The 20,887-nt window shown below is 33.6% G+C and carries 22 protein-coding genes; 8 read left to right on the top strand and 14 right to left on the bottom strand.

All coding sequences use genetic code 11. From position 1 onward, the window contains the following. Positions 1-92 precede the first annotated feature (92 nt). Both ACZZZI_RS01525 and priA read left to right on the top strand, forming a co-directional pair. Complete coding sequence (locus tag ACZZZI_RS01525) at positions 93-479, top strand: DUF423 domain-containing protein (protein ID WP_316761320.1); 387 nt, start codon at positions 93-95, stop codon at positions 477-479. Then, entirely contained in the window at positions 479-2,959 is a 2,481-nt protein-coding gene (priA, locus tag ACZZZI_RS01520) for a replication restart helicase PriA (protein ID WP_463488417.1), read from the top strand. The genes ACZZZI_RS01525 and priA overlap by 1 nt, the downstream gene beginning before the upstream one ends. Here priA and ACZZZI_RS01515 read toward each other — a convergent pair. Then, the gene (locus ACZZZI_RS01515) at positions 2,956-3,636 is read right to left on the bottom strand and encodes a hypothetical protein (RefSeq protein ID WP_316761326.1); all 681 of its coding nucleotides are present in this window, start codon (positions 3,634-3,636) and stop codon (positions 2,956-2,958) included. The genes priA and ACZZZI_RS01515 overlap by 4 nt on opposite strands. A gap of 189 nt (positions 3,637-3,825) precedes the next feature. Between ACZZZI_RS01515 and ACZZZI_RS01510 the strand changes: the two genes are divergently transcribed. Next, entirely contained in the window at positions 3,826-4,482 is a 657-nt protein-coding gene (locus ACZZZI_RS01510; RefSeq protein WP_316761330.1) for a protein-L-isoaspartate(D-aspartate) O-methyltransferase, read from the top strand. Positions 4,483-4,595: 113 nt separating this feature from the next. Here ACZZZI_RS01510 and smpB read toward each other — a convergent pair whose 3' ends face one another. Further along, the gene (gene smpB, locus ACZZZI_RS01505) at positions 4,596-5,045 is read right to left on the bottom strand and encodes an SsrA-binding protein (protein ID WP_316761332.1); all 450 of its coding nucleotides are present in this window, start codon (positions 5,043-5,045) and stop codon (positions 4,596-4,598) included. Positions 5,046-5,264: 219 nt separating this feature from the next. On the opposite strand from smpB, the gene ACZZZI_RS01500 reads away from it, so the two are divergent. Then, positions 5,265-5,741 (top strand): TlpA family protein disulfide reductase, encoded by a 477-nt coding sequence (locus ACZZZI_RS01500; RefSeq protein ID WP_316761333.1) that lies wholly within the window; start codon positions 5,265-5,267, stop codon positions 5,739-5,741. Here ACZZZI_RS01500 and ACZZZI_RS01495 read toward each other — a convergent pair. After that, on the bottom strand, positions 5,731-7,593 hold the full coding sequence (locus ACZZZI_RS01495) for an Nramp family divalent metal transporter (protein WP_463488416.1): 1,863 nt from the start codon (positions 7,591-7,593) through the stop codon (positions 5,731-5,733). The genes ACZZZI_RS01500 and ACZZZI_RS01495 overlap by 11 nt on opposite strands. After that, complete coding sequence (locus tag ACZZZI_RS01490) at positions 7,580-8,242, bottom strand: metal-dependent transcriptional regulator (RefSeq protein WP_316761338.1); 663 nt, start codon at positions 8,240-8,242, stop codon at positions 7,580-7,582. The genes ACZZZI_RS01495 and ACZZZI_RS01490 overlap by 14 nt, the downstream gene beginning before the upstream one ends. A 126-nt stretch (positions 8,243-8,368) precedes the next feature. Between ACZZZI_RS01490 and ACZZZI_RS01485 the strand changes: the two genes are divergently transcribed. Continuing rightward, positions 8,369-8,839 carry an Lrp/AsnC family transcriptional regulator gene (locus ACZZZI_RS01485; protein ID WP_056090420.1) on the top strand — a complete coding sequence of 157 codons (471 nt, stop codon included), beginning with the start codon at positions 8,369-8,371 and terminating at the stop codon, positions 8,837-8,839. Between the two features lie 331 nt (positions 8,840-9,170). Here ACZZZI_RS01485 and ACZZZI_RS01480 read toward each other — a convergent pair whose 3' ends face one another. The 3 genes from ACZZZI_RS01480 to ACZZZI_RS01470 form a co-directional block, all read right to left on the bottom strand. Beyond that, positions 9,171-9,584: a GxxExxY protein gene (locus tag ACZZZI_RS01480; RefSeq protein WP_463488415.1), complete on the bottom strand. Its 414-nt coding sequence runs from the start codon at positions 9,582-9,584 to the stop codon at positions 9,171-9,173. Between the two features lie 563 nt (positions 9,585-10,147). Then, positions 10,148-10,825 carry a uracil-DNA glycosylase gene (gene ung / locus ACZZZI_RS01475; RefSeq protein ID WP_463488414.1) on the bottom strand — a complete coding sequence of 226 codons (678 nt, stop codon included), beginning with the start codon at positions 10,823-10,825 and terminating at the stop codon, positions 10,148-10,150. Positions 10,826-10,900: 75 nt separating this feature from the next. Beyond that, positions 10,901-11,419, bottom strand: coding sequence for a TlpA family protein disulfide reductase (locus tag ACZZZI_RS01470; protein WP_463488413.1), 519 nt, complete (start codon positions 11,417-11,419; stop codon positions 10,901-10,903). A 114-nt stretch (positions 11,420-11,533) separates the two neighbouring features. On the opposite strand from ACZZZI_RS01470, the gene ACZZZI_RS01465 reads away from it, so the two are divergent. Then, the gene (locus ACZZZI_RS01465; protein WP_316761355.1) at positions 11,534-12,073 is read left to right on the top strand and encodes a DUF2892 domain-containing protein; all 540 of its coding nucleotides are present in this window, start codon (positions 11,534-11,536) and stop codon (positions 12,071-12,073) included. 47 nt (positions 12,074-12,120) lie between these two features. Here the strand turns inward: ACZZZI_RS01465 and ACZZZI_RS01460 are convergent, their stop codons facing one another. Next, a complete protein-coding gene (locus tag ACZZZI_RS01460) occupies positions 12,121-12,618 on the bottom strand; it encodes a DUF1905 domain-containing protein (protein WP_463488412.1) in 498 nt (165 codons plus the stop codon). Positions 12,619-12,858: 240 nt separating this feature from the next. Here ACZZZI_RS01460 and ACZZZI_RS01455 point away from each other — a divergent pair, with 240 nt between their 5' ends. After that, positions 12,859-13,413 carry a pyridoxamine 5'-phosphate oxidase family protein gene (locus tag ACZZZI_RS01455; protein WP_316761362.1) on the top strand — a complete coding sequence of 185 codons (555 nt, stop codon included), beginning with the start codon at positions 12,859-12,861 and terminating at the stop codon, positions 13,411-13,413. An 8-nt stretch (positions 13,414-13,421) separates the two neighbouring features. Here ACZZZI_RS01455 and ACZZZI_RS01450 read toward each other — a convergent pair whose 3' ends face one another. Further along, positions 13,422-13,634 carry a hypothetical protein gene (locus tag ACZZZI_RS01450; protein WP_316761366.1) on the bottom strand — a complete coding sequence of 71 codons (213 nt, stop codon included), beginning with the start codon at positions 13,632-13,634 and terminating at the stop codon, positions 13,422-13,424. 115 nt (positions 13,635-13,749) lie between these two features. Then, positions 13,750-15,459, bottom strand: coding sequence for a lysine--tRNA ligase (lysS, locus tag ACZZZI_RS01445; RefSeq protein ID WP_463488411.1), 1,710 nt, complete (start codon positions 15,457-15,459; stop codon positions 13,750-13,752). Positions 15,460-15,736: 277 nt separating this feature from the next. Between lysS and ACZZZI_RS01440 the strand changes: the two genes are divergently transcribed. Then, the gene (locus ACZZZI_RS01440) at positions 15,737-16,426 is read left to right on the top strand and encodes a DUF2461 domain-containing protein (protein ID WP_463488410.1); all 690 of its coding nucleotides are present in this window, start codon (positions 15,737-15,739) and stop codon (positions 16,424-16,426) included. A 68-nt stretch (positions 16,427-16,494) separates the two neighbouring features. Here ACZZZI_RS01440 and ACZZZI_RS01435 read toward each other — a convergent pair whose 3' ends face one another. From ACZZZI_RS01435 to ACZZZI_RS01420, 4 genes are all read right to left on the bottom strand, one after another. Continuing rightward, the gene (locus ACZZZI_RS01435; protein WP_463488409.1) at positions 16,495-18,411 is read right to left on the bottom strand and encodes an AMP-dependent synthetase/ligase; all 1,917 of its coding nucleotides are present in this window, start codon (positions 18,409-18,411) and stop codon (positions 16,495-16,497) included. 275 nt (positions 18,412-18,686) lie between these two features. Beyond that, complete coding sequence (locus tag ACZZZI_RS01430) at positions 18,687-19,013, bottom strand: HesB/IscA family protein (RefSeq protein ID WP_025142623.1); 327 nt, start codon at positions 19,011-19,013, stop codon at positions 18,687-18,689. Positions 19,014-19,100: 87 nt separating this feature from the next. Then, positions 19,101-19,514 (bottom strand): Fe-S cluster assembly scaffold IscU, encoded by a 414-nt coding sequence (gene iscU / locus ACZZZI_RS01425; RefSeq protein WP_047797365.1) that lies wholly within the window; start codon positions 19,512-19,514, stop codon positions 19,101-19,103. 151 nt (positions 19,515-19,665) lie between these two features. Further along, positions 19,666-20,877: an IscS subfamily cysteine desulfurase gene (locus tag ACZZZI_RS01420; protein WP_316761380.1), complete on the bottom strand. Its 1,212-nt coding sequence runs from the start codon at positions 20,875-20,877 to the stop codon at positions 19,666-19,668. Positions 20,878-20,887: the final 10 nt, after the last annotated feature.

Raw genomic sequence — 20,887 nt, 5'->3', positions numbered from 1 at the left:
TGTTATGCAACAAATTTAAATTATTACATCCATTTGTACGAAGTTCTTACTCAATTTATTAATTTAGCAATTGCTTTAAGCTAAAAACTTATATGAACAAACGTATTATTCTTACTGCTTCTTTTTTTGGTGCCGTTGCTGTTTTATTGGGTGCTTTTGGTGCACATGGTTTAAAAGCATTAATAGATGCTCCTTCTTTGGAAATTTGGCAGAAAGGAGTTGACTATCAGTTCTACCATACCTTTGCACTTTTATATTTATCAACCTTTGCCCGCTACAGAAATAAGCTGATTAATATCGCCTACTTTTGTTTTACTTTTGGTATTCTGCTCTTTTCAGGATCATTGTATTTATTAGCAACTCGCAGTATTTTAAAAATTGGTTTTGTTGATGTACTTGGCCCGATTACACCAATTGGAGGTTTGCTTTTTGTTTTAGGCTGGATAATGCTATTCTTTGCAGCTGTAAAAGATAAATAATGAACGGATTTGAAAATGATATTTTTACAGAAAGAGAAACACTTTTTGTGGAAGTGATTTTGCCATTATCTTTGGCGAAAAACTATACTTATCGTGTACCTTTTGATTTGAATGATCAAATTGAGATTGGCAAAAGGGTAGTAGTTCAGTTCGGGAAACATAAAATTTATACGGCACTAATTAGCGGAATTACAACAAAACCACCAACGATTTACGAGGCTAAATATATTTTAGACGTTATTGATTCCGCTCCATCCGTTACGCCAACACAATTAAAGTTCTGGGCCTGGATGACCGATTATTACATGTGCAACGAAGGCGATGTAATGGCGGCAGCGCTGCCCGCAAGCTTAAAATTAGCCAGCGAAACTATACTAATTCTTCGCGAAGATTTTGATGATCATGTCGAATTATCGGAGAAAGAACAAATAATTATCAGTACTTTAAAGAAACAACAGAAATTAACCGTTAACGATGTTTCTAAGCTGTTAGGACAGAAAACTATTTATCCGATAATAAATAATCTTTTAGATAAAGAGCTTATTCTGGTTGCTGAAGAAGTTATTCAGAAATATAAACCCCTGATGAAATCTTTTATCATTCTGAATGAATTTTATAATGATGAAGAAAATTTAAAACAACTTTTTAATGTTTTAGATCGAGCCCCAAAACAACTTGATGCATTATTAGCTTATATCAAACTCAATAAGACTGGCATTCCAATCGCTAAAGAACAACTTTTAGAAGAGAGTAATTGCGGACCTGCAGCCTTGAAAGCATTAACTGATAAAGATATTTTTACAGTTTTAAAGCGTCCAGTTAGCAGACTTGCCGCTCATGATGATGATTTTAGTGTGAATTTCACTTTAAATGATGGTCAGCAAAGTGCATTAAACCAAATTAATAATGCTTTTGAAGAGAAAGATGTTGTTTTGCTTCACGGCGTAACTGCATCTGGTAAAACACAGGTTTACATCAAACTAATTGAAGAAATTATAAATAAAAGTGATAGTCAGGTTTTATTTCTTTTACCAGAAATTGCCTTAACTACACAAATTGTCGAACGGATAAAAAAATACTTTGGAAACTCAATTGGGGTTTATCACTCGAAATTTAATAATAGCGAACGTGTAGAAATCTGGAATAAAGTTAAACATGGAGCTTATAAAGTAATTCTTGGCGCCCGTTCGGCTGTGTTTTTGCCTTTTCAAGATTTGAAATTAATTGTTGTAGATGAAGAACATGAGCCATCTTATAAACAATACGATCCTGCGCCAAGATATCAAGCCAGAGATTCGGCCATTTATCTTGCTCATCTTTATAAAGCAAAAGTAATTCTCGGCTCTGCAACACCCTCTTTAGAAAGTTATTACAATGCTTTAAACGGTAAATATGGTTTGGTCGAAATGAAGGAACGCTTCGGCGGTGTTCAATTACCCAATCAACAAGTTGTTAGTATAGCAGAAGAAACCAAAAAGAAAAGCATGGTTTCCTATTTTTCAAGCGTTTTAATAAAGGATATAGATTTAGCTTTGAGTAAAAAGGAACAGATTGTTCTTTTTCAAAACCGAAGAGGCTATGCAACGATTTTAATTTGTGCAACTTGTGGCTATACACCAAAATGCGTCAATTGCGATGTTAGCTTAACTTATCATAAAAGTAGTGGTAAACTACATTGTCACTACTGCGGTTATCTCCAAAGTAGCGTTAATATTTGCCCAGCCTGTGGTTCTGTACATGTAGAACAAAAAGGTTTTGGAACAGAGCGTATCGAAGAAGAGTTAAGACTCTTATATCCAGAAATTACGATAGCCCGCTTGGATATGGATACAACCAGAACCAAAAACGGTTTACAGCAAATTTTAACCGATTTTCAGGATAAAAAGACTGATATTTTAATTGGTACACAAATGGTAGCAAAAGGGCTTGACTTTGATAACCTAAGTTTAATAGGCGTTATTAATGCCGATACGCTATTAGGTTATCCTGATTTTAGAGCTTACGAACGCAGTTATCAATTGCTGGCTCAGGTTGCTGGTAGAGCAGGCAGAAGAGCCGACCAGGGAAATGTATGTATTCAAACCTACGATGCTGATAACCGAATTATAAAACAGGTTGTAGATAACGATTACCTGGGTATGTATAATGATGAAATAGCCGAACGCGAGAAATTTCAATATCCTCCGTTTTCGAGAATGATATTTATTTCTGTTAAGCACAAAGAATCTAATGTTTTAGATCGGGCAGCGGCTAATTTAGGCCAAACTTTAAAGGCAAAATTCGGTCAACGTGTTTTAGGTCCAGAACAGCCTTTAGTAAGCAGAGTAAGGAATCTCTATATTAAACAAATTATAATTAAAGCAGATAAACATACTGCAATACAAAAAGTTAAAAATGTTTTAAGAGAAACCCTTACCGAATTTAATGCTACAAAAGATTTTAAAAGTGTTATTATACAAATCGATGTCGACCCGTATTAATTTTTGCTGTTAAAATTAAATTGAATTCCTGCTGAAACTGGATTTAATAAAAATTCCCATTTATTGTAAGTAAAGATATTTCTACCAGCTTGATTTTGTTGAGTAAGATCTTGTTTCTCGTATGAATAGTTAAAATCTAAACTGCTTTCTGCGAATATGCTCAAATTAGGAATGATGTTTATTTTTAAACCTAAAGTTGGTGTCATTACCAATCCATTTTTGCTGGCATCAGCCGATTGAGTGGAAGTACCAACACTTGAATTTGCAGGGCTTAGCGTTCCGCTAAATCTATTAGAGCGGTAACCGATATCAAAAGCGAAGTAAGGTTGGATTCTTGAATAATTAAAATTCTTTTCGAAACCAATTTTGAAAGAGTAATCTGTAACTTTTCCTCTTGCTATTTCGCAAGTTTCGCATGTGTTTTGAAATTCAACATCTTTGTCGCGAAAATAATTTCCACTAATTCTGTAACTAATTTGGTTATCATTAAACTTTAAAATAGCACCATTACCTGCCATTCTTGTGTAATCTTGTGTATTGGTTTGATTTAAAATTTTAGGCAGTTGCATCATACTGTAACCTCTTACAGCAATAGAATAGTTGTAATCGGCACTTGTTTGTGCAAAAGAAGTAATGCCTGCGCATAAAATAAGGATGCTTAAAAATACTTTTTTCATTTAAGAGGAGATAGATTAGTATATGTTTTATCAGTTTTCAAAAGTAGAAATAATTCTTTATAACGAACAAATAATATTAATGAGGATAAAAACGGGCTAAAATATTTTAGTTTTGATTTCCTGCAACTTACAGGGAGAATAAAATTATTACCATAATTCATCGGATAAAAAACATACTTTTGAGACTTCATGGCCTATAAATTTATTGATAATTATCGGGAAAGAGGAGCGAGAAAAAAACTTGTAGAGTTATTGGCATCTCGTGGAATCGAAGATCAAAATGTTTTAAAAGCAATTGGGAAAGTGCCTCGCCATTTCTTTTTTGACGAAACCTTTTGGAACCAGGCTTATAAGGATATTGCTTTTCCAATTGGTGATGGACAAACCATTTCGCAACCCTATACAGTTGCTTATCAAAGCGAATTACTGCACATTAAAAAAGGAGATAAGGTTTTAGAAATCGGAACAGGCTCTGGTTATCAAACTTGTATTTTAATGGAACTTGGCGCTAAGGTTTTTACCATAGAAAGGCAAGAGAATATTTATAACCGAACCATTCAGGTTTTACCAGGAATGGGTTATAAGCCACATTTTTATTGTGGTGATGGCTCGAAAGGAATAGCGGAACAAGCGCCATACGATAAAATTATAGTAACTGCAGGTGCGCCTTTAGTGCCAGAAATTTTATTAAAGCAATTGAAAGTTGGCGGTATTTTGGTGATCCCGGTAGGCGACGAACATACACAGAAAATGGTTACAGTGCTTAGAATAAGCGATACTGATTACGAAAAAATTGTGCTCGATACTTTTAGGTTTGTACCTTTAGTTGGCGACCAAGCCTGGTAAAATTGTTCATTAGTCATTAGTTTATTAGACTGCCTGCTAAAAAGAAGTATCTGCTTTACTTTTTATATTATTCGCATCAAATAAACTAATGATATGCTTGAGCTAATTAACCATTATCTCTTCAATGCTCGATCTAATTCGCGTTTAGTATCTCTGTCTTTAATGCTATCGCGTTTATCGAATTCCTTTTTACCTTGTGCTAGTGCAATTTCTATTTTAGCAAAACCACGCTCATTTACAAAAATTCTTAATGGAACAATGGTGTAGCCTTTTTCTTCGCCCTTAGCTTTTAATTTTCTGATTTCTTTTTTCTGAAGCAACAATGCTCTATCTCTTTTGATATCGTGATGATAAAAGGAACTGTGACTATATTCCGAAATATGAAGGTTTCTAACGTATAAATTTCCGCCAATGAACATGCAAAAAGCATCAGTCATATTGGCTTTTCCTTGTCTTATTGCTTTAATTTCTGTACCTAAAAGTGCTATTCCAGCTATATATTTATCAATTAAATTATAATCGAAATAAGCTCTTTTATTCTTTATGTTAATATCGTTTTTCAAAGTGTGTTGTTATATCTGTGCAGATTTTAATGATCTGCTTAATTATAAGACTATAAAATAGTCGGGCTGCAAATATCTTAAAAAATGCTTTAAAATTATTTTTTAATTAAAACATGTCGTTTTATATTATATGATGCTAATGTTCTTCTTTTGTAAAACCTAAATTTTAATTGTTTTGTTCGAAATTAAAAATTTAAGTTTGAATTTTATTTATTCAATATGAAGTTAAGAAACCTGTTTTTTGTAATTACTTTTTTGTTTGCAATTCATGCAAATGCTCAACAACCAGCTTATTTACCTCAATTTAAATTCTTTAAATTAGATGGAAAAGCATATTCTAATGTTAATATAAATCAATCGAAGAAAACGCTTTTTATTCTTTTTGATTGTACTTGTGAGCATTGCCAAAGAGAAGCTAAAGAATTAAACAGTGTGTATAGCAAATTTAAAAACGTTAATATTTTAATGGTAACACTCGATGAATCTATTTCTATTCAGAAATTTTTTGGTTTATACGCACCAGGCTTAAATCTTAAGCCAAACGTCACCGTTCTTCAAGATAAAAACCGGACTTTTATTCCTACGTTTTTGCCTTCTCAGTATCCTGCAATGTATCTTTATGCTCCAAATGGTAAATTAATGGTTTACAGCAACGGTGACGGCGGGATTAAGAAAATTTTAAAATCTATCGGATAATTAAAACTGGTATTTTTACTTTGTGTCTCACGGCATCAACTGTTGTCCCGAAAATAAGGTCTTTCAGTCCTTTATGCCCGTGAGCACCCATCACTAATAATTCAAATTCGTTTTTGTTACTGATATCTGCAATTGCTTTTGCCGTACCACCAAATCCAATAAAAACGGTCGAATCATAGCCTAAGTCTGCTAAATTAAGTTTGTATTTTTCCAGGTTTTCTGCATCACTTTGTGTTTCATGATCCATTGCACGATCACCGTGATAACGCGCTACGGCTGTTTCAACAACGTGGATTAAGTAATAATGGGCTTCTTTTCCTCCCTGAATAAGTGCATGTCTAATCGTGTTTCTATCATTTTTCGAAAAATCTACAGCAATCCCAATTCTTTGGTAGTTGATTTTTTCAATTTTGCCGATATCTAAGGCATTGCCGTGAGGAACCATTTGTTTGTTTTCATTTCTTTTATCAATTAATGGATGAAAGAAAACATAGAGTAATAACAGCACCACTAAAATAATAATCGGAATTAGAATAACATAAATCCACCAGTTATTAGTACCCTTTGTCCAGCCACTTATTTCTTCGATTACAAGTTTTACATTTAACGAAATAATGGCTAATGCGCTTCCCCAAGCCAAAACTTTTACCCAGGTTTTTATCGCAAAATCTTTCATTAATTTCTTGTCAGAAGTAAAATGTATTAATGGAATTATGGCAAAACCTAATTGTAAGCTTAATACCACCTGACTTAGAACCAATAATCCACCTAAAGCATCGTCTCCATAGTGAAGAATGGTGAAGAATGCTGGTATTATGGCTAGTAAACGTGTTATTAATCTCCTCAGCCAAGGTTGTATGCGTAAATTAATATGGCCTTCCATTACAATTTGTCCAGCCAGTGTACCTGTTACAGTAGAACTTTGCCCAGCCGCAATTAAAGCAATTGCGAATAAGGCAGGGGCAACGTCTCCAAAAATATTTGAAAGCAATTTATGAGCATCCTGTATTTCAGCAACCTCATGTAATCCATTTTTGTAAAATGCAGCGGCAGCAAGAATTAATATGGCCGCATTAACAAAAAAAGCAAGGTTTAAAGCAACAGTTGTATCAATTAAATTAAATTTTAAAGCTTCTTTAATGCCTTTGTTTGTACGTTCTATTTTTCTGGTTTGTACAAGTGATGAATGTAAATAAAGGTTATGTGGCATAACGGTGGCTCCAATTATACCAATAGCAATATAAAGTGCGTCGCCACTTAAGAATGAAGGCTCAAACCCCTTAACAACTTCTTTTAAAGATGGCTCGACAATAAACATTTCGACCAAAAAGGAAATCCCCACAATGAAAACCATTGACACAATAAAACCTTCCATTGCTCTCATCCCTTTATTTAAGAGAAAAAGCAATAAAATAGTATCGAAAATGGTAATAGAAATTCCCCAGATTAATGGTAAGCCGAAAAGTAATTGTAAGCCGATTGCCATACCAATAATCTCAGCTAAATCGCAAGCAATTATGGCTGTTTGAGCCAGGCCAAATAAGGGGATATTTGCCCATCTAGGATATGCTTGTTTAGATGCCTGGGCTAAATCTAACCCTCTTACAATTCCTAAGCGAGCACTTAGCGATTGTAAAAGTAGGGCAATTAGATTCGACATCAATAAAACCCAGATAAGCTGATAACCAAATTTACTGCCACCAGCTAAATCAGTTGCCCAGTTTCCTGGGTCCATATAACCAACGCTAATTAAATAAGCAGGACCTATAAAAGATAAAATTCTGCGCCAACCTTTTCTTTTATCTGTACTTACACTTTGATGTACTTCACTTAACGATTCAGTTTTTGCCATTACTACTAATTAAAATATGTTTTGCTACTTCTCTGCTAATGTTAATTTGCTTGTTATCTACAACTATCTCTACTGAACCATCGAAATCAGTTACATCGGTAATTTGTATTTCTTTACCTAGTGTTAAACCCAATTTCTCTAAGTGTTTTAAAAAGGCAGAACTGTGCTGAGAAACGCCTGTTATAGTTCCGCTATCGTTAATGCTAAGTTCGATAAGTTTTATAAACTGCGTTTTAGCAAACCTTCCGTTTTTATCGGGAATAGGGTCGCCATGAGGATCGGATTTAGGGAAGCCAAGAAATTCATCTAATCGTTCAATCAAATCAACTGATTTAATATGCTCGAGTTCCTCAGCTACATCATGTACTTCATCCCATTTGAAATTAAGTTTATCAACCAGAAATACTTCCCAAAGCCTGTGTTTTCTTACAATATCAATAGCCGCCTGCTTTCCTTTTTCAGTTAAAGTAACGCCTTGGTATTTAACATAATCTACAAATCCCTTATCCGCAAGCTTTTTAATCATGTCGGTAACAGAAGCTGGCTTGGTTTGGATCTGTTCTGCAATAGCGTTGGTTTGAACGTTATTTGTTTTTTCTGCCAGATGATAAATGACTTTAAGGTAATTCTCTTCGGTAAAGCTTTGCATTTATGTTTATCTAATTTTATTTTTAGGTAAATCTAAAAATTATTATTTAAAATATAGATGATAAATTATGTTAAAATTTAGAATATAATTTGGTTATGTTTGTGTTCTCAATACCTTTGAATTTATATGGCATCTGAATTAGACAAAATTGATTTTAAGATTTTAAGGATTTTACAAGAAAATGGTAGAATTACCAACTTGTTATTATCTCAAGAAATAGGCCTTTCGCCAGCACCAACTTTAGAGCGTGTTCGCAAGCTCGAAATGGCTGGCTACATCAAAAGCTACCATGCTCTTGTTGATGAAGAAAAATTAGGTTTAGGTATAAAAACCTTTATCCAGATTCAGTTAGATTTTCATAAGAATAATACCATACAAATCTTTTTGGACGAGGTAAATCAAATTAAAGAAATTACGGAGTGTCATCACGTTACTGGTCAGGCAGATTTCTTGTTAAAAGTTTATGTTAAAGACATTAAATCTTACGAGCGCTTAATTATGGATAAAATCAGTAAAATATCGGTAGTTAAAACTTTTCAAACTATGATGATTATGTCTACAACTAAGAAGGAGCCAATTGTGCCTTTGGAGTATTAAAAAGGGATTTATGATCTAAGAATTTTTAGATCATCTAAGTTTGATGGTAAGTTTATTCAGCTACAAATGCCTAAATACATTTTTTAAACGCGTTTAAGGGATTCACCATCTTAGGGTTTTTAGATCATCTAAGTTTGATGGTGAATTTATTCAGCTACTAATGGCCATATACATTTTTTAAACGCATTTAAGAGATTCACCATCTTAGGGTTTTTAGATCATCTATGTTTGATAATGAATTTATTCAGCTACAAATGCTTATAAATTTTTGAACGCATTTAAGAGATTTACCATCTACGAATTTTTAGATCATCTAAGTTTGATAATGAATTTACTCATCCGCAATTCTTCGATATAAATTGTTAACAAAAGTTTTTTTACCCTCAGCTATTATGTTGATACAATTGAAGTTTATAAGTAAACCGCAAGGCGCATTTAAGAGCTTCATATAAGTTAAAATTTGTGCTTGATGAATTGGGAGCATTCTTTCGATAGATTTTAGCTTTAGGACCATGCAGTTTTCTATAAATAAATCAGCTCTAATTTCTGTATCTATAAATATGTTTTTATACTCAACAGTAATTTGATGTTCACTTATAAATCTTATGCCTTGTAGCTGAAGTTCCCTTATTAGGCATTTATGGTAGATACTTTCCAAAAGACCTGGACCAAGTCTTTTATGGACTTCTATACAGGCCCCACTAACTTTATACTCTAAATCGTCAAGAAATTTTTTATCAATCATTTTTATCAATTAAGTTTTTAGCTTAGGGATGATAAAATGCTGTTCTTAGATGTTCTAAGTTATCTAAGATGGTGAAATCAAATTAATTTCTAATCATTTTTATCAAATTAAGTTTTTAGCTCATGAATGATAAAATACTATTCTTAGATGTTCTAAGTTATCTAAGATGGTGAAATCAAATAATTTCCAATCATTTTTATCAAATTAAGTTTTTAGCTCATGAATGATAAAATGCTATTCTTAGATGCTCTAAGGTATCTAAGATGGTGAAATCAAATTAATTTCCAATCTTTTTTATCAAATTAAGTTTCTAGCTCATGAATGATAAAATGCTATTCTTAGATGCTCTAAGGTATCTAAGATGGTAGAATCAAATTAATTTCTAATCATTTTATCAAATTAAGTTTTTAGCTTAGGGATGATAAAATGCTGTTCTTACATGTTCTAAGTTATCTAAGATGGTGAAATCAAATTAATTTCTAATCATTTTTATTAAATTAAGTTTTTAGCTTAGGATGATAAATAATATACTTAGATGTTCTAAGTTATCTAGGATGGTGAAATCAAATTAATTTCCAATCAATAGGTGTTAAATTATCTTGCACCAACAATTGATTTGTTTTGGAGAAATGTTTTGAGCCAAAGAACCCGTTATATGCAGAAAAAGGCGAAGGGTGAGCAGCCATTAATACATGGTGTTTTCTCGCATCAATTAGCTCAGCTTTTTGTTGCGCATATTTGCCCCATAGTAGAAATACAATGTGTTCTCTTTTTTGAGATAATGCTTTAATGATTTCATCCGTAAATATTTCCCAACCTCGCTTTTGATGAGAACCTGCTTCTGATGCCCGAACGGTTAGTGTAGCATTTAAAAGCAGAACCCCTTGCTCTGCCCAGTGAGTTAGATTACCATGGCCAGGTGTTTTAAAGCCATCTATGTCAGTTTCTAATTCCTTGTACATATTTTTTAGAGAAGGAGGGACGGCCACACCTTTCTGAACTGAAAATGATAAACCATGGGCCTGACCAGCGCCATGGTAAGGATCTTGGCCTAAAATAACAACCTTTACCTTATCGAAAGGAGTGGTATTAAGTGCATTAAAAATATCGGTGCCTTTAGGATATACAGTGTTACCTTTCTCTTTCTCTTCTAATAAAAAGGCTTTTAGGCTTTTCATATAATCCTTTTCAAATTCCTCCTCCAATACGGTTAACCAACCAGGCTCTAATGCAGCAGACATAATAATTTTGTTAATTTTCTTAATAATGAATAACGAGGATTTCCTGCTATTGTTTAATTTATTTTTTATTAAAGCTTAAGATTTCTTTTGCAAAATGGCCAATAAATCGCCTTCTAGAGTGGTTTTAGGGTGTTCAACAATTCTTCCTAATTCTTTACCTTTCTTATCATAAACAATAAATGTTGGCACACTTTGAATATCTAAACCATCAATTACCCCGTTTTCTGCTTTTTTATGGCCATCAACAGCTATAATTTCCATGTTCTTTTCTTTGAATTGTATCAGATCTAAAACTTTAAAAAAATTAGGTACATAAACCTTACTATCGCCACACCATGTTCCTAAAACAACCTTAATTCTTTCACTTTTAACTAATTTTTTCAATTGAATCATTGTAGCCGAATCAGGCAAATAAGCCGAATATAAAGGTTCATACATTTCTTTAAACTGTGGAAATGTTACTAAACCCTCACGAGTACAAACATTAATTAATATGTCTTGGTTATGCGAAGTATCGTGTTTGTGTTTATTCAGTTTTTGTGCTGAAACATTCATAGTAATGATAATTAGGGTTATAGATAAAAGATATTTCATTCGAATAACATGGTTTTAGTATGTTGTAAAATTTTAATGAAATTATTGTTTTAATCTCTAATTTCTGCCATTTAAAAACGATATTTGCAGAAAAAAATAATTAGAATAAATTTTATGCCAAATTTTATCAGATTAATAGCAGGGTTTGCATTGTTGGGTGGCGCAGTTGCTTTATTCATTTTCGGTTTCTGGCCTTGGGGTATTGTAGCCATTTTACTGGGTTTAATCGTATTAGTTACTTATTTCTTTAACGAGAATATGCTTTTAGCACAATGGTTTCTTAGAAAAGATAACATGCCAAAAGCAAAATCGTATTTGGATAGAATTACCGATTACGAAAAACAGTTAATTAAAGTTCAGCATGGTTATTACAATCTTTTAGTTGGACTAATAGAGAGCAGAACAGCTCCAATGAAATCGGAAAAGTATTTTAAAACAGCTTTAAGTTTAGGTATGCAAATGGAACATAATGTTGCCTTGGCAAAATTAAGTTTGGCTGGCATTGCAATGGCAAAGCGTAATAAACGCGAAGCTACTATGTATTTAGCGGAAGCCAAAAAAGCAGATAAAAATAAACTATTAGCCGATCAGATTAAACAAATGAAAGATCAGATGGGAATGATGGACAAGCAACAACAGGTTCGTTACAGATAAATAAACCAAAAAATAACGAAGCCATTTCTTAATTGAAATGGCTTTTTTTATGGATGATTTCTGCCTATAAACTTTTGGTTACCCAACAGAAACTGAATGGCTTTTTCAATATTTTTATCTACTGATGCCTCTGTTTTTAAGTTATTAATATATCTGATTATTTCTTTTTGAAGATAAGGAGCAAGGCCATTGAAAATGCTATTGGCGATATTATTTTCGCTTAATGCTTTTCTGAATTTTGGGTTAGGTTGAACGATTCTTTCTTCGTAATCGATTTCTATTTCGAAAGTTGCATAATCACCAACTTCTTTTTTTACCATATTTCTCATTGGCGTATTTAGATACAAACGCCACTCACCAGCATATTTTACTAAGGTTTGTTCAAAGGAATAACCGTCTATTTTAATTTCTACTGGAATTTTTCCTTTGTCATTTCCAGATTTATTGAAAAGATATTTAAGATAAGGTTTTGGAACAAAAACAAATGGGTTTATTCCGATAATTTGAATTTCTGCCTTGAAAGGTTCGGGTTTTAAATTTTCCATGATAGAATGCAATACTTTAAAGTTAGCATTTTAGGTTTATTGCAGAAAACTGAGTTTATTAAACCTGATAGAATGGCTATACTTTTTGTTGCAAAAGCTTTCAAACGTTTATGCCCACTTAAAACAAAAAGATAATAGTGATAGCAGGGCTGAACTTTATTCTTTTCAGGAATGTGCTTTTCACAGTGATTAAAAACCAAATTAAGATTTCTGTTGTAGTGTATTATAAATCTTATACTTATGGCAACATCACAAGAAGGAAGTACTAACAATACTCAGGAAGAAAATAACATTAAAGATTTAGGTGGTAAAGAAGCCATCGAAAAACTTAATGAATTAGCCGAAAAGGCAGAAAGCTGCTTTTTTTGCACAAATATTAAAACAGGGGTGCCATTATCGATTAGGCCGATGGCAATTCAACAAGTTGATGAACAAGGGAATATCTGGTTTATGAGTATGAAGGATAGTCATAAAAACGAAGAAATTGCAAGCGACCCGTTTACACATCTTTTATTTCAGGCTGGAGCGCACTCTGGTTTTGTTAACATTTACGGTATCTCAGAAATTAGCCGAGATCAGGCTAAGATAGACGAGCTTTGGAGCCCTTTTATTCAAACCTGGTTTCAGGGTGGCAAAGATGATCCAAATATTACTTTAATTAAAGTTATACCAAGTGAAGGTTATTATTGGGATAATAAACATGGTACTGCTGTAGCTTTTTTAAAGATGGCAGCATCGGTACTTGTTGGAAAAACGATGGATGATTCGGTAGAAGGTACTTTGGATATTGATTAAGAGAGAGATTATTTATCTCCCAGATAATCATATCCTTCTAGTTCTTCCCGTGTAGTGCGTTTGCTCAAAATGTCTAATTCTTCTGATTCGGCTCTTTTGAAGAAAAATGCCTCGGCTTGAATTCTTTTGATTAACTGGTGAACAAGGGATAAATCGAACGCATCTTTACTTAGTTTGATGCAGTATTCTCTTTCTGTAATTTCTAAACTTGAAGTATTCATAAGGCAACGATTTTATTGTCGATTGCTGTAAATATAGAAAAGGCTTGCTAAATAATTGTTAGCAAGCCTTTTAAGTTTATGTTATGCTTTTGTTAACAAAGCATCTACGAAAAAACTATTTATGCGATAGAAATAAACCGTCGTCGGTTTTGGCAACTTTTAAAATGTTTTTTCCCGTTAAACCTTTTAAGGTTGTATCCCATTTTTTGTTGCTCCAATCTGCTAATTTTGCTTTAACGTCAGTTAAAAGATATTGCTCATCTTCTTTAACTAATGCATAAAGTTCGATTTCTTCAGCAGTCATTTCTATTTTCTTTTTTTCAGGGCGCATTTGTGGGAAAAATAGTACTTCCTGAATTGTGCTTTGATTAGTCATTAGCATAACGATACGATCGATCCCAAAGCCTAAACCTGATGTTGGCGGCATACCATATTCCAGCGCACGAACGAAATCTTCATCCATTGCCATTGCTTCAGCATCGCCACGATCTGCTAATGTTAACTGGTCTTCAAAACGTTCTTTTTGATCAATCGGATCATTTAATTCTGAATAAGCGTTACCAATTTCTTTACCATTAACAAATATTTCAAAACGCTCAACCAAACCAGGTGCAGAGCGGTGTTTTTTTGCAAGCGGTGTCATTTCGATTGGATAATCGGTAATAAACGTAGGTTGAATTAAATTCGCTTCTACTTTATCACTAAAAATTTCATCTACAAGTTTACCACGACCCATTGTAGAATCGGTTTCGATGCCTAAATCTTTACAGGTTTGTAGCAGTTGTTGCTCATCCATCGCAGAAACATCAATACCTGTATATTTCTGTATGGATTCGTACATGGTTAACTTTTCATAAGGACCTTCGAAGTTGATGTCGTTTTCGCCAACTTTAACTACAGCTGAACCATTGGTTGCAATTGCTACTTTTTCCAAACATTCTTCAACCATAGCCATCATCCAGATATAATCTTTGTAGGCTACATAAATTTCCATCGAAGTGTACTCTGGATTATGAGTACGGTCCATACCTTCGTTGCGGAACATTTTACCAAATTCATAAACGCCATCAAAACCTGCAACAATTAGCCTTTTTAAATACAATTCATTAGCAATACGCAAATAAAGAGGCATATCTAAAGTATTGTGATGCGTAGCAAACGGACGAGCAGCTGCACCGCCGTGGATAGGCTGTAAAATCGGCGTTTCTACTTCCATCCAGCCCTGGCTGTCGAAATAGTTACGCATCGAATTAATTACCTTACTACGTTTGATGAATATTTGTTTGTAATCAGGATTAACAGTTAAATCTACATAACGCATTCTGTAGCGCAATTCTGGATTGGTAAACCCATCATATACGTTTCCATCATCATCGCGTTTAACAATTGGTAAAGGGCGTAAAGATTTAGCAAGAACTTTAAATTCAGTTACGTGGATAGATATTTCGCCAGTTTGAGTAGTAAATACGTAACCTTTAATACCGATAAAATCGCCAATATCTAAAAGTTTTTTAAATACGGTATTATATATTGTTTTGTCTTCACCAGGACAAAGTTCATCTCTCTTTAAATAAACCTGAATACGAGCAGTAGAATCCTGAATTTCGGCAAAAGAAGCAGCCCCCATAATATTACGGCCCATAATACGACCCGCTAAGCTAACCGTCTTGTATGCTGTTTTATCCTTTTCGTAGTTTGCTAAAATATCTGCAGCGGTTACATTAACCTCATATGATTCTGCAGGATATGGCTCTATGCCTAATTCGCGTAATTGTTTTAACGACTCACGTCGTAATATTTCTTGTTCTGATAATCCTATACTCATTTCGGGTATTTTTTGCAAAAGTAATGATTTTGCAATTTGTTACGTAATTATAAATTAACAGCTTCGATTAAAACAGAAACATTTTAACTTCGAAAAATTGAATTCAAAATAGAGATGTTCAAAACCCTTTATAATCGTTTAAAAGCTGATGGATACAAAGATAATAAAGGAAAAGGAATTAAAAATCTTATTCTAACTATTATGTATAACCCATTTGGTTTAAAAACTAATTAACAGGTATTATATTTGTTGTAGCATATTTCAATTAAATATTTCCATGTCTGATATAAAGCCAATACAACAGTCGAGTTTAGAATTTTTAAAACTACTAAAGAAAAATAACGAAAGAGAGTGGTTTAATGCCAATAAATTAGCATTCCAAAAAGAACAAATGCTAATTGAATCATTCGCTCAGCATTTGCTGGATTTAATGAATATCCATGATGTAATTGAAACTGCTTCGGGTAAAAAAAGCTTATATAGAATTTATCGTGATACCCGTTTTTCTAATGATAAAACACCTTACAAAACCCATTGGAGTGGAAGTTTTAAGCGTACAGGAAAACAACGTAGGGGAGGTTATTATTTCCATATCGAATCTGGAAATAGTTTCGTTGCGGGTGGTTTCTTCGGGCCATCACCACAAGATTTAAAATTAATTAGAGAAAATATAGCTTTTGATGCAGAGCCTTTACGAGAGATATTAAAGGATAAAACTTTTATAAAATCGTTTGAACATTTAAAAGGCGAACAATTAAAAACAACGCCAAAAGGTTTTGATGCCGAGCATAAGGATATTGACTTACTTCGTTATAAGCAATTTTTGCTGGTTCATCATTTTTCTGATGAAGAAGTATTAAAGGCAGATTTTCTTACTAACTGTAATCAGGTTTTTAAAGATATGCGACCTTTTTTAGATTACATGACAGAGATTTTAACAACTGATGCTAATGGAATTGAATTGTAATTAATTTTTTAAATTAAAGGCTGGATTTCACTTCAGAAAAACCCACCCTTTATCTTATTTAGAGCATTTTACGATTCTGCCTCTACGCCTTCTTCATACATCTCGTCAATCACATCTATATACTTCTTTTCAACAATACGACGTTTTATCTTCATTGTAGGTGTAATTTCTCCTTCATCAATGCTAAAAGGATTACGTTTTATTTTGAAGTTTTTAATACGTTCGAACTTGGCTAATTCATTAGAAATTTTCTTAATGTCTTGTTCCATCCAATCAATAATTTCCTTGTTTTGAATAAATGGATCTGATTCTTCGAAGAATGAAGGCTTAAGTTTAAAAGTCTCTTCTAAAGTTTCTCTATTTGGAATAATGATCGCTGTAATAAATTCACGTTTATCGCCTATAAGGAATAATTGATCAATTTTCGGGCTTTTTAAGTAAATATTTTCTACAGGAGTAGGATAAACATTTTTGCCATAAGCATTTACGATCATGTTCTTTAAACGATCGGTAATTTGAAGATTGCCCTTGTAAAAACGACCGATATCGCCTGTGTGAAACCACATAGCTGCATCTATTGCTTCGGCTGTTTCTGCAGGTTTATTAAAGTAACCTTTCATTACACAATGGCCACGTACAATTACTTCGCCTTCTGCACATTCAAATTCCTCGTTAAAAGTATGGTGTGTTTGTATATTAATAATTTCCTTAGTTTCTACATCCTGAATACCAACTTCAATACCTGGAATTACACGTCCCACTGTTCCATAAACCTGCCTATGGTATTCGGTAACCGACATAACTGGCGAAGTTTCTGTTAAACCAAAACCCTCTAATATTTTAATGCCTAAATCGCCGAAAAACTCTCCCACATTTTTTGGAAGTGCAGCACCTCCAGAAATCATAAATTGCAACCTACCACCAGTTTTCTCTTTAATTTTACTGAAAACTAATTTTTCGGCTATACCTTTTTTAATTGAAAGCATTAACCCTGGGTTTTTACCAGCTTCTTTTGCAACTCGATAAGTTTTTCCTGTTTCTAAAGCCCAGGTAAATATTTTTGCTTTTGTTCCACCAGCTGATGTTCCCGATTTAATGGCTTTATCATGAATGCGTTCCAGTAATCTCGGCACACAACTCATAACCGTCGGACGAACTTCGCCCATATTTTTTGCTAATAATTCAAGGCTTTGAGCAAACGCAATTTTACAGCCTTGTGCACAGCACACATGATAAGTTGCCGTACGTTCAAAAACATGGGAGAGTGGTAAAAATGATAGAAAAGTTTCTGTTTCATCGATAACAGGAATCTGTTGCAGGCAAACCTCTACATTTTTTACAAAATTATAATGGGTAAGCATAACCCCTTTTGGTGTACCTGTTGTTCCTGAAGTGTAGATTAGAGAAGATACATCATTTGGTAAAACTAAACTTCTGCATTGATCTATGTCGGCCCGTTCTGCTGCCGTAACCTGATGTTTAAGTGCAAGAATATCTGAAAAAGCAATTACTTCAACATCAACATCTTCTGGAACAACGACTTTTTCAAAATCTTTAAATGCAGGGATAATGTATTTTAACTCCTTACAATTTGCTGCAACTTTTAAAACCTTGCGATAAAGAAAGTTATTTCCAACAAGAATTGATTTTATGCCAGAATCGTTAATTATATAAGCTACTTCCTGCTCAGAAAGTGTAGGATATATAGAAACATTAATTGCACCAATTTGTTGAATACCTTGATCGTAATAAACATATTCAGGCGAATTTTCAATCATTAAACCTAAACGATCGCCTTTTTTTATTCCTCTTTCTAAAAAATATGCTGATACGGCATCAGCTCTTTTTAAGGTATCCTCAAAAGAAATTTCCGTCCATTCAGTTCCTTGTTTATGAATTAAAAAGGTTTCTTCTGGCTTGTGAATATTTTTTATCACATTCCTTAAAAGGGTAGGGACGGTTGAAAATTCGTTAATTAATGGCATTGCTCGTTATTTGGTGTTCGTTATAATTAACAATTATAATACTTTTTGGTTTAAAAATGTAAATTGATGTATGCGAGCTGATTTTGGTTTGTATATTTTTCCCGAAGATCAACGAGATTTACTCACATTATCGTCTCAACGTTACTGCAAGGCTTGAAGCAATCTCCTTTTATCACTACTAATTCAATTACTCCGCTGTTTCGCATTTATGAATGTTTAAAACGCAAAAAGCCTCGAAAATATCGAGGCCTTTGAAATATTATTTGTAATGAATTTTAAACTGAGAAACTCTCGCCACAACCACAACTGCGACTAGCATTTGGATTAATAAAGTTGAAACCTTTGCCATTTAACCCATCAGTAAAATCCAATTCTGTACCAGCTAGGTATAAGAAAGATTTCATATCTAATGCAATTTTGATTCCTCTGTCTTCAAAAAACTGATCGCCTTTTTGTTCTTCGTTATCAAAATCCAAATTATAAGATAAACCTGAACAGCCACCGCCTTTTACCGAAACACGTAAAAAGTAATCAGAACCCATTTCCGAATCCTGCATTAAGTGGGTGATTTTTTCTTTTGCTTTATCTGTTATAGTAATCATAGTATCAAGATTTTAGTATCAAGTATCAAGGTTTTATCAAGTCGAAATCCAATCTCGATACTTGATTCTTTATACTTGCTACTATTATTAATGGTGCGATTTCTCTAACACAATTGCTTCTAAGCCATTTTTAACGCGGTAATCGTTAATGGCCGATTTAATTGCATCTTCTGCTAACACCGAGCAGTGAATTTTAACTGGAGGTAAAGCTAATTCTTCAACAATATCCATATTGTCGATAGTTAAAGCCTCATCAATTGTTTTTCCTTTTAACCATTCTGTAGCTAAAGAAGAAGAAGCAATAGCCGAACCACAACCAAATGTTTTAAATTTAGCATCAGTGATTACGTTATCTTCACTAACTTCAATTTGTAAACGCATTACGTCGCCACACTCAGGTGCGCCAACTAAACCAGTTCCTACAAATTTGCTGTCTTTATTTAATGTACCTACGTTACGTGGGTTATTGTAATGGTCAATTACTTTTTCTGAATATGCCATGATTTTATTTCTTTATATCTCCGAAGAGATGATTTTAATTTATTAGTTTACTGTTATCGGTTGTCTGTTTTCAGTCTAATCGCTTTATGCTAAGCATCTAAACATGTAACAGGCAACTTGTAACACACAACACATTAATTTGCTTTGCAAATTAATGTTCTGCCCACTCAATTTTACTCAAGTCAATTCCTTCTTTAAACATTTCCCAAAGTGGAGAAAGTTCTCTTAAGTGATTAACCGCTTTTTCAGTAACTGCAATCGCCTGGTCAATTTCTTCTTCAGTAGTAAATCTTCCCAAACCATAACGAATTGAAGAGTGTGCTAAATCATCAGATAAACCTAAGCTTTTCAAAACGTAAGATGGTTCTAAAGAAGCTGAAGTACAAGCCGAACCCGAAGATACTGCTAAATCGCTCATGGCCATCATTAAACCTTCACCCTCAACATATTTGAAAGAGATATTAGCTACATGTGGTAAACGGTGTTGTGTATTACCATTAACATAACTTTCTTCCATTTTGTTTAAAGTCGATTCTAACTTATCACGCAAAGCTGATAAACGAATAGTTTCGCTTTCCATCTCTAAACGACAAAGTTCGCAAGCTTTACCTAAACCAACAATACCTGGAACGTTTAATGTACCAGAACGCATTCCACGCTCATGGCCACCGCCATCCATTTGTGAAGTTACTTTAACTCTTGGGTTTTTTCTACGTACATAAAGTGCACCAACGCCTTTCGGACCATACATTTTATGTGCCGAGAAAGCCATCAAATCAATCCCGTCAGCATTTACATCAACAGGAATTTTACCAACTGCCTGCGTAGCATCAGTCATAAATAAAGCGCCATGTTTGTGTGCAATTGCCGAGATTTCTTTAACGGGTTGAATCACACCAATTTCGTTGTTGCCATACATAATCGAAACTAAAATAGTTTCTGGAGTCATAGCAGCTTCTAATTCAGCTAAATCAATTAAACCATCTTCTTTAACGCCTAAATAGGTAACACGAGCACCATTTTTTTCAAGGTGTTTACAAGTATCTAAAACAGCTTTATGTTCGGTAACCGCAGTAATAATGTGGTTGCCCTTTTCTTTATACATTTCAAATACACCTTTAATAGCTAAGTTATCAGCTTCAGTTGCACCTGATGTAAAAATAACTTCTTTTTCGGTACAGCCAATTAGTTTGGCTACCTGCTCACGAGCATAATCAACTCCTTCTTCTGCCACCCAACCAAAAGCGTGATTACGGCTTGCGGCATTTCCAAATTTCTCAGTAAAGTAAGGTAGCATTGCCTCTAATACCCTCGGATCAAGAGGTGTAGTGGCATTATTATCTAAATATATCGGCTGTTTCATTTCAGTTCTG

The sequence above is a fragment of the Pedobacter sp. AC190 genome (assembly GCF_979258025.1).
Note: the sequence above shows the minus strand (reverse complement) of the source record. Positions and strands in the feature narration are given on the sequence as shown.

Coding starts and splice junctions, on each gene's coding strand:
- ACZZZI_RS01525 (WP_316761320.1), top strand. CDS start 93: ATGAACAAACGTATTATTCTTACTGCTTCTTTTTTTGGTGCCGTTGCT.
- priA (WP_463488417.1), top strand. CDS start 479: ATGAACGGATTTGAAAATGATATTTTTACAGAAAGAGAAACACTTTTT.
- ACZZZI_RS01515 (WP_316761326.1), bottom strand. CDS start 3,636: ATGAAAAAAGTATTTTTAAGCATCCTTATTTTATGCGCAGGCATTACT.
- ACZZZI_RS01510 (WP_316761330.1), top strand. CDS start 3,826: ATGGCCTATAAATTTATTGATAATTATCGGGAAAGAGGAGCGAGAAAA.
- ACZZZI_RS01500 (WP_316761333.1), top strand. CDS start 5,265: ATGAAGTTAAGAAACCTGTTTTTTGTAATTACTTTTTTGTTTGCAATT.
- ACZZZI_RS01495 (WP_463488416.1), bottom strand. CDS start 7,593: ATGGCAAAAACTGAATCGTTAAGTGAAGTACATCAAAGTGTAAGTACA.
- ACZZZI_RS01490 (WP_316761338.1), bottom strand. CDS start 8,242: ATGCAAAGCTTTACCGAAGAGAATTACCTTAAAGTCATTTATCATCTG.
- ACZZZI_RS01485 (WP_056090420.1), top strand. CDS start 8,369: ATGGCATCTGAATTAGACAAAATTGATTTTAAGATTTTAAGGATTTTA.
- ACZZZI_RS01480 (WP_463488415.1), bottom strand. CDS start 9,584: ATGATTGATAAAAAATTTCTTGACGATTTAGAGTATAAAGTTAGTGGG.
- ung (WP_463488414.1), bottom strand. CDS start 10,825: ATGTCTGCTGCATTAGAGCCTGGTTGGTTAACCGTATTGGAGGAGGAA.
- ACZZZI_RS01470 (WP_463488413.1), bottom strand. CDS start 11,419: ATGAAATATCTTTTATCTATAACCCTAATTATCATTACTATGAATGTT.
- ACZZZI_RS01465 (WP_316761355.1), top strand. CDS start 11,534: ATGCCAAATTTTATCAGATTAATAGCAGGGTTTGCATTGTTGGGTGGC.
- ACZZZI_RS01460 (WP_463488412.1), bottom strand. CDS start 12,618: ATGGAAAATTTAAAACCCGAACCTTTCAAGGCAGAAATTCAAATTATC.
- ACZZZI_RS01455 (WP_316761362.1), top strand. CDS start 12,859: ATGGCAACATCACAAGAAGGAAGTACTAACAATACTCAGGAAGAAAAT.
- ACZZZI_RS01450 (WP_316761366.1), bottom strand. CDS start 13,634: ATGAATACTTCAAGTTTAGAAATTACAGAAAGAGAATACTGCATCAAA.
- lysS (WP_463488411.1), bottom strand. CDS start 15,459: ATGAGTATAGGATTATCAGAACAAGAAATATTACGACGTGAGTCGTTA.
- ACZZZI_RS01440 (WP_463488410.1), top strand. CDS start 15,737: ATGTCTGATATAAAGCCAATACAACAGTCGAGTTTAGAATTTTTAAAA.
- ACZZZI_RS01435 (WP_463488409.1), bottom strand. CDS start 18,411: ATGCCATTAATTAACGAATTTTCAACCGTCCCTACCCTTTTAAGGAAT.
- ACZZZI_RS01430 (WP_025142623.1), bottom strand. CDS start 19,013: ATGATTACTATAACAGATAAAGCAAAAGAAAAAATCACCCACTTAATG.
- iscU (WP_047797365.1), bottom strand. CDS start 19,514: ATGGCATATTCAGAAAAAGTAATTGACCATTACAATAACCCACGTAAC.
- ACZZZI_RS01420 (WP_316761380.1), bottom strand. CDS start 20,877: ATGAAACAGCCGATATATTTAGATAATAATGCCACTACACCTCTTGAT.